This window comes from Dendronalium phyllosphericum CENA369 (assembly GCF_016056275.1).
Taxonomy (GTDB): Bacteria; Cyanobacteriota; Cyanobacteriia; order Cyanobacteriales; family Nostocaceae; genus Dendronalium; species Dendronalium phyllosphericum.
Map to the genome: position 1 here is coordinate 22,178 of NZ_JAECZA010000051.1, position 7,417 is coordinate 29,594.

The 7,417-nt window shown below is 39.9% G+C and carries 5 protein-coding genes; 4 read left to right on the plus strand and 1 reads right to left on the minus strand.

Features of this window, described 5'->3' with window-relative positions:
- Window positions 1-378 precede the first annotated feature (378 nt).
- The 4 genes from I8752_RS13310 (at window position 379) to I8752_RS13325 (ending at window position 6,347) form a co-directional block, all read left to right on the plus strand.
- Window positions 379-1,557 (plus strand): pilus assembly protein PilB, encoded by a 1,179-nt coding sequence (locus I8752_RS13310; protein ID WP_214432799.1) that lies wholly within the window; start codon window positions 379-381, stop codon window positions 1,555-1,557.
- Between the two features lie 201 nt (window positions 1,558-1,758).
- The gene (locus I8752_RS13315) at window positions 1,759-2,442 is read left to right on the plus strand and encodes a Crp/Fnr family transcriptional regulator (RefSeq protein WP_214432800.1); all 684 of its coding nucleotides are present in this window, start codon (window positions 1,759-1,761) and stop codon (window positions 2,440-2,442) included.
- Between the two features lie 265 nt (window positions 2,443-2,707).
- Window positions 2,708-4,492 carry a M61 family metallopeptidase gene (locus I8752_RS13320; RefSeq protein ID WP_214432801.1) on the plus strand — a complete coding sequence of 595 codons (1,785 nt, stop codon included), beginning with the start codon at window positions 2,708-2,710 and terminating at the stop codon, window positions 4,490-4,492.
- Window positions 4,493-5,633: 1,141 nt separating this feature from the next.
- Complete coding sequence (locus tag I8752_RS13325) at window positions 5,634-6,347, plus strand: hypothetical protein (RefSeq protein ID WP_214432802.1); 714 nt, start codon at window positions 5,634-5,636, stop codon at window positions 6,345-6,347.
- A 59-nt stretch (window positions 6,348-6,406) separates the two neighbouring features.
- Here I8752_RS13325 and I8752_RS13330 read toward each other — a convergent pair whose 3' ends face one another.
- Complete coding sequence (locus tag I8752_RS13330) at window positions 6,407-7,345, minus strand: alpha/beta fold hydrolase (RefSeq protein WP_214432803.1); 939 nt, start codon at window positions 7,343-7,345, stop codon at window positions 6,407-6,409.
- Between the last annotated feature and the right edge of the window lie 72 nt (window positions 7,346-7,417).

Consider the following 7,417-nt stretch of genomic DNA (forward strand, 5'->3'; position numbering starts at 1 on the left):
AAACTGCGGATAACACCACCGACTTTTGCCTATTGCCTCTTGTACAGCCGCGTAGACGCTCGTAAGAGCCTGATTTTTCACGGGAAGTCTTCAAACCCTCGTTAAGACTGGGGGTAGGGTGTAGGGTGTAGGGTGTAGGGAAAACAAGAAAGCCTGACTACACCCCACACCCCACACCCTCGCTCATGCGTCCACATACCGTGAAAAGTCAGATAAGAGCGGCTTCTTGTAAGAGTATAATCGCGTCTCTAACTCACTCCCTATCTTCTCGTAAAACTTGGTATTTAATTTGACTTGCCATACAGTAAATAAAGTATCTTTATTTACTGCTAACTTAGAGCAAAATAAAATATAAAGAAATACCGAGCCATCAAACCTATGTTGTCTTCAGAGGGCAAACCAACTGATACCGGAGCAAGTGGGCAGCAGATTTTGTCTGAAACTCAAGCAAATCAGGAGCAAGGACGCGATCTCAAGCAGATATTCCAGTTAATTGATAGTTTTTTGTCCTTTGAAGCTTGCTTGTACCACCAGATTGTGCCCTTTAGGTTAGAGGATAGCCAACTGTTGCTAGGTATGGTTCATCCACAAGACAGTGGAGCGCTGGATTACGTCAGTCGCATACTGTCTTATATAAATAGCACAATGGTAATTCAGGAAATAACCACTGACACGCATCGCACCATACTTTCAGCCTATCTCAACCATAAAAATACATTGCGATCGGATGCCAAACAAGTTGAGCAAACAGGAGCAGCCTTTACTTCTGAAAAGAGTATAACTAGTATCGCCGATAGTTTGATTGCCTCTGCCAATAACTCCTTTGAACAAAACCAGCAACAAACAAATATTCCGATCTCTCATCCAGATTCTATTACTTCTATCAACCCAAACAAGGAAGACACTGTCAAGCCAGTAGATTCAAGCAACTTGACTATTTTGCAAGTGCGAGTTCCAGAACTTTTTAGTCCTAGTGAAGTGTTAGCAACACTACCACCCAAAAAATTACTAGAACAATTACTAGGGCGCGTGCTGGGTGGGGGAATTGGTCGCTTGTATTTAGAAAGACAACCTTACAAAGCTAGGATACTCTGGAGTGACAATGGAGTTTTGCAGTCTGTATTAGAAAATCTGCCTTTATCCGTTTTCCAAGGCGTGCTGAATGAGTTAAAACGATTTGTTTCCTTGCCTGTGACTACCCTTGCAGAGCCAAAACAGGTAGAAAAAGAATGCCTATATCAACAAAATCGTTTGTTATTACGGCTGCGTGTAATGCCAGGAATCTATGGTGAAGAAGCTACACTACAAGTACTGCGGGGAGCAGCTTTAAAGTTTTATCAGCAGCAACAATTAACCCGTCTGAGTCGAGATGCCCTAGGAATTTCTCAACAACTCAGCTTAAAATTGCGCGAACTGCACCAAAGACTGATCCTCAATCCCAATCTCCAGTCCGAGCAACTACAAGCTTTAGTTACCCTAAATGGACTAGTAGATAATTTAGAGCAACAAATCAAAATATTGACAGCAACTAACGAGCCTCCAACAGGCAGCAAATAAAAATTCTGTCAGTGAAAGCGCTGATTGCGATCGCATCCATAATTGTTATGTTGTAATGGAACCTCAGACCTATTGGCTTTAGAGGTTTTGGTTCGATTGGTAACAATTTTGATACCGTATTCAGATTAAGATAACGGTTTTAAAACCTATATTAGTCAGCTTAATTTTCCCCTCCTGAAGTCATTATTTTGCAGATATTTCATGCAGACTGAGGTTTTTAGCGAACTTTTCCCCTTACTGAGTACAGCCAACCCACAAACTTTGGAATGGCTGCTCAACGTTGCAATTGAACATGAATACCCTGTTGGAAGAGCCGTATTGATGGAAGATGCCTGGGGTAATGCAGTTTACTTCGTGGTTTCTGGCTGGGTTAAAGTCCGACGCACTTGCGGAGATGATTCTGTTGCTTTGGCAATTTTAGGACGGGGTGATTTTTTTGGCGAAATGGCGATTTTGGATGAATCTCCGCGTTCAACCGATGTCATTGCTCTTTCAACAGTAAAATTGTTCAGCATTTCCAGAGAGCGTTTTATTCAAATACTGTTTAAAGATCCACAGTTACATCACCGAATGCTGCAATTGATGGTAAGGCGATTGCGGCAAAATAACCAACGCTTGCAAATCCGTTCTTCACCACCAGCTGTCAAACTTGCCCATACTCTAGTCAGTTTGGGCGAAAGCTATGGGCAAGAATCAGGTAAAGGCAAGGAAATTTTTAATATTCCCTTTAAAGATTTAGCAGAGGTGACAGAAATCGGAGTTGAAGAAACGACTAAAATTATGGAAAAATTACATGAAAAAGGTTGGATCGCAATTGACAGCACCAACAACATCATTTATTTGATCAACTTCAAACAGTTGATGAATTTAGCTGGTAAAGTCTAACTCTGTGCTAAGTAACGAGCAGCCAGTGCCTTGCTCCCTTTCCTGAAGCTGTAAGTAGAACGCTTTTTTTAGGGTAGCAAATATTGCAAATAACGACAGCCTTGGCAACTGGTGTTGCTTAGTGTTGAGTCTAGGGTGTTATGTATGGAATTGTGATGTGCTGAGTCCTAAGTTTAAAGTTTTTTACTACTAACTATTGACTATTGACTATTAACAACTATTGACTATTAACTATTGACTCTGAACTTATCACTCCTAACTACAGATGACTGAAGCAACAGCACCTCGTCTCGAAATTGGCATCCAGGACACCGTACCGACGATTCATTACCAGGTGGCAATGCCCCAACCAGATACACATCTGTTTGAGGTGACATTGCAACTTGTTAATTATCCGTCACCAATTCTTGACTTAAAAATGCCGGTGTGGACACCAGGCTCCTACTTAGTCCGAGAATACGCCAAAAATCTCCAAGATTTTGGCGCTTTTGTTGGGGATAAACCTTTGCCATGGCGGAAAATCAGTAAAAACCACTGGCAAATCAACAAAACTGGTTTTTCAGAATTAACTGTGCGTTACCGAATTTTCGCAAATGAGCTATCGGTACGGACAAATCATTTAGATAGCACCCACGGCTATTTTAACGGTGCAGCGTTGTTTTTCAGACTGCCGGGTTGTGAGAAGCTACCCATTCGCGTCACCATCGTACCACTACGCCCAGAATGGCGAGTAACTACTGCCTTACCACCTGTTAGCGAGCAAGCTAATACTTTTTGTGCTGTCGATTTTGACACTCTTGTAGATTCCCCTTTTGAGATTGGTTCCCATCAGTTGTATAACTTTGAAGTCTTGGGCAAACCTCACGAACTAGCAATATGGGGAGAGGGTAATTTCCAAATTCAGCGAACGATCGCTGATATTCAGAAAATTATTCAAGTCGAAGCACAGATGTTTGGCGGTTTGCCCTACGAACGATATGTGTTTTTGTTGCATTTATTTGCCCAAGCTTATGGGGGTTTGGAGCATAAAAATTCCTGCTCGTTGATTTACCAGCGTTTTGGATTTCGCTCTCAGGAGAAATACGAGCGCTTCATGCAATTGCTGGCACATGAGTTCTTTCACTTGTGGAATGTCAAGCGGATTCGGCCAAAAGCTTTAGAGATTTTTGATTACGACCGGGAAAACTATACACCATCTCTATGGTTCTGTGAGGGTACTACCAGTTACTACGACTTGTTGATTCCTTTACGGGCGGGAATTTATGATGCTAAGTCGTATTTAAATAATTGGAGTAAAGAAATTACTAGGTTTCTCACGACACCAGGGCGGAAAGTGCAATCGCTTTCGGAATCGAGTTTTGATGCTTGGATTAAACTATATCGTCCGGATGCTAATAGCAGCAATTCCCAAATGTCCTACTATTTGAAGGGCGAAATGGTGTCTTTGTTGCTAGATTTGTTGATTAGAGTGCGGCATAGCAATCAGCGCTCTCTTGATGATGTCATGCGGCAAATGTGGCAACAATTTGGAAAAGCAGAAATTGGCTTTACCCCAGAACAATTGCAACAAGTAATTGAATCTGTAGCGGGTATGGATTTAGCTGATTTCTTTGAACTCTACATAGATGGCACTGAAGAATTACCCTTTAATAAGTACTTGGAACCTTTTGGGTTGCATTTGGTAGCAGAGCAAGAAGATGAACCTTATCTAGGTGTGAAGGTAAAAACCGACAATGGACGGGAGATAATTAGGTCTGTGGAAGCAGGTTCGCCAGCACAACAAGCGGGAATTGATGCAGGTGATGAATTGCTGGCTATTGAGGGAATCAAAGTCACAGCAAATCAATTAAGCGATCGCCTTAAAGACTACCAACCAAATGACACTATCCAAGTGACAGTTTTTCATCAAGATGAACTGCGTACCTATTGTGTCACCCTAAGTGCACCGATTCCTACTAAGTATCAGGTAATTCCCGTACAGAATCCCGATCCCACACAAAAAGAGAACTTTGCAGGGTGGTTAGGCGTTTCGCTTATGACTGTTCGGTGATTGTAATGGCAAAAAGAGTTAGGAGTGGGGAGTTAAGAATTTTATCAAAATAGAATTCAGGAGTCAGAAGCTAGAATGAGCGGATGAATTTTGTGCAAAGTCGTGGATAAACGGTGAAACACCACATTAAATCTTCGATGAGCGTAGTCTACAATTAGTGGCGGGTTCCAATCCCCCACGCTCAAGATTGCTGAATTCTGAATTCTTCTTCAACTCCTCTATCTTTCTCTCCTCCTTAACTAAGTTGAGGACAACGCGATCGCGTCCTTTTCTTTTTACTTGATTACGTTTCTCAGGTATGCTTAGACAGTAATTAAACACGATTTAGCTAATTTTTGACGATATAGTGTTAGCGATCGCAATACCGACTAGCCAGCCATATTACTTCCTAACTAATTGCAAACTATGTTTGTAATATATTTGAAAATCCAAATTTTGATTTTTGATAAAAAATTCGCATCTAGATTGCAAAATACAACAAAACATCAACTTTAGTAAACAAGTGAATCTTCCCCAGCATGTGAGTGTTAACTTAGTCAATAAGACACCAGATAAAGCAAAACCAAACTAAACGGGCAAATGACTTGGTGTCTCCGGTCAGTAGCCCAAGCAAGTTTCAGCATATGAATAGTGAAGTGGTAAAAAGCCAAGATTACAAGGCAAAGCCAAATCCCAAAGCGGAAAAACAAAAAATGCTGAGTTTGCTCGTTGTTATGTCCACCTTAGTTGTTGAATTCCTCAATTAATTTAGCAAGTTTAACAAGTTGAAAACTGTGAATTTTAAAAAACCTGGTCAATCTGCACCAGGTTTTTAAGTTTTATAGTGATTTTTATAATTAGTAGCGATCGGTAGAGAGCCACAAATAAATATAATTATGTAACTGAAATTAACTTAACTTAAATTTTTTTGTTTCTGCCTTCGGCATGAAAGTGTCAGTTACGCACAGATGTAGATAATAACAGTTTTAAGAAACTATTTTTTAATTTTATACTTTTATTCAGAAATACCCATTTTTAAGCCCCTAATTTTACTTATGGGATCTTAAATTTGAAATTTTTAATTTTCCAAAGGGTCTAACTCTGGCTAATTTGTCATCAACGAATAAAATAGGACAGCAATATACCCTAAAGGAAAAATATAATGAATAATTATAGATGTTTGAAGAAAATATTTACAGCTATTATTATGGCTACTCTTTGTTTTTCTTGTGAGCCAATGACTACCAGAAAAACAGAGCAAGTAAAAGCTGCCGATCCGCAAAAGTCAGAACCGAATATTGTCTACGGTGAGTTAATAATCAAAGAGCAATTAGATTATCTGATGATTCCAGTTAATGTCATAGAGCCGGAACCAGATAAAGGAATTAGTTTAGATTCTTCACGCTCTTATAAAAGAGAAAATCCCTTGTATAACATCATATTTTATCATAAACAAGATGGGGAAACGCATCTTTTATTAAATAAAAAGGCTATTATCAATTCCTTTGATTTATTAGAAACTAAAGCATCAGCCAAACCACAGATAAAATTTTGGTTGTATAGAATTATTGACCGAGATACAAACGAAGATAAAAAACTCAATTCAGAAGATGCTATTATTGGCTATCTTTCTGATTTGTCAGGCAAAAATCTCCAACAAATTACGCCAAACAATAGCCAAATTATAAATTGGGTTGTAATTCCCAGTCAAAATGCGATTTTTCTGAAAATTCTCAAAGACTCAAATAATGATAAAAAGTTTACAGGAGCAGACAAAACAAATTTTATCAGAGTTAATCTCGAACAACCGGGTGTGGGAACTGAGATTATTAGCGACCAAATAGAGCAAGAACTTAAATCATACATTCTTAAATAAAATAATGGTAGAGAAACATGTTTCTCTACCATTACCTCGAATATACAGTCAATTCGATATCACTGGGAAACAGATAAAACCCAATCGCATAAAAGTTGATTTACTTGTTCTGGAATTTCATCATGAGGACAATGACCTGCTCTGAGAAAATGTTCTGTAAGTTCGGGATAATATTTACGAAACTTTTGGGATCGTTCTCTAGAATTCATCCAAGGATCGGCTTCTCCCCACAACAATAATAGAGGACAAGTTAATTGCTTTAATAGCACATCAACTTTTTCGCCTTGAGGAGTATTAAAAACAGAAACAAATACATCCATTGCACCAGGATCGTAAGCAGGGCGATAAATTTCTTCTACCAACTGATCTGTAATCGCGCTTTTATCAAGATAAACTTTTTCTAGAGTTTGGCGAATTACCCAACGTTGTCGCACGTATTGAAATAATAAAAATTGGGCTAAAGGTTGTTGCAAAATCCACTTCATTGAATCACCCAGGAGATTCTCTAAAGCAGAGGATTGTTTGGGTGGCTGAATTTCTGTTTGTAAAGCTTCAGGTTCGGCTGTGGACTGGCTTTGGTTAAAAGGGCCAGCGCTATTGAGTAAGACTAAACCAGCTGCACTGTCAGGACGTTGTGCAGCAACACACAAGCTAGCATAACCACCAAGAGAGTTACCTGCTAATACTGCTTTTTGACCAATCACTTCACTGATAAAATCATGAAGTTGGTCGCGCCACAAGTCTCCACCATACTGCAATTTAGGTTTTGCCGATCGCCCAAATCCTAAAAGGTCGATCGCAAATACTTCAAAATCTCGATCCAGTCCTGTGATATTCTTGCGCCAGTGGTCTGTGGAAGCACCAAACCCATGCACCAATAGCAAGGGTGGACGTTGCGGTTGTTTCTCTCCCGCACGCACATAGTAAATATTGTGCCCTCGCCACTGCCAATATTTACCAGGAATTGGGGTTGTAGAGGGGGCTGTAGTTGCCTGCATGATTCAAAGAAATGTTAAGGAGCCTTTAATAATTGTAGGGTAGTGTGGGGAGTACGGGGGAAGGGGGAGCAG

Coding starts and splice junctions, on each gene's coding strand:
- I8752_RS13310 (WP_214432799.1), top strand. CDS start 379: ATGTTGTCTTCAGAGGGCAAACCAACTGATACCGGAGCAAGTGGGCAG.
- I8752_RS13315 (WP_214432800.1), top strand. CDS start 1,759: ATGCAGACTGAGGTTTTTAGCGAACTTTTCCCCTTACTGAGTACAGCC.
- I8752_RS13320 (WP_214432801.1), top strand. CDS start 2,708: ATGACTGAAGCAACAGCACCTCGTCTCGAAATTGGCATCCAGGACACC.
- I8752_RS13325 (WP_214432802.1), top strand. CDS start 5,634: ATGAATAATTATAGATGTTTGAAGAAAATATTTACAGCTATTATTATG.
- I8752_RS13330 (WP_214432803.1), bottom strand. CDS start 7,345: ATGCAGGCAACTACAGCCCCCTCTACAACCCCAATTCCTGGTAAATAT.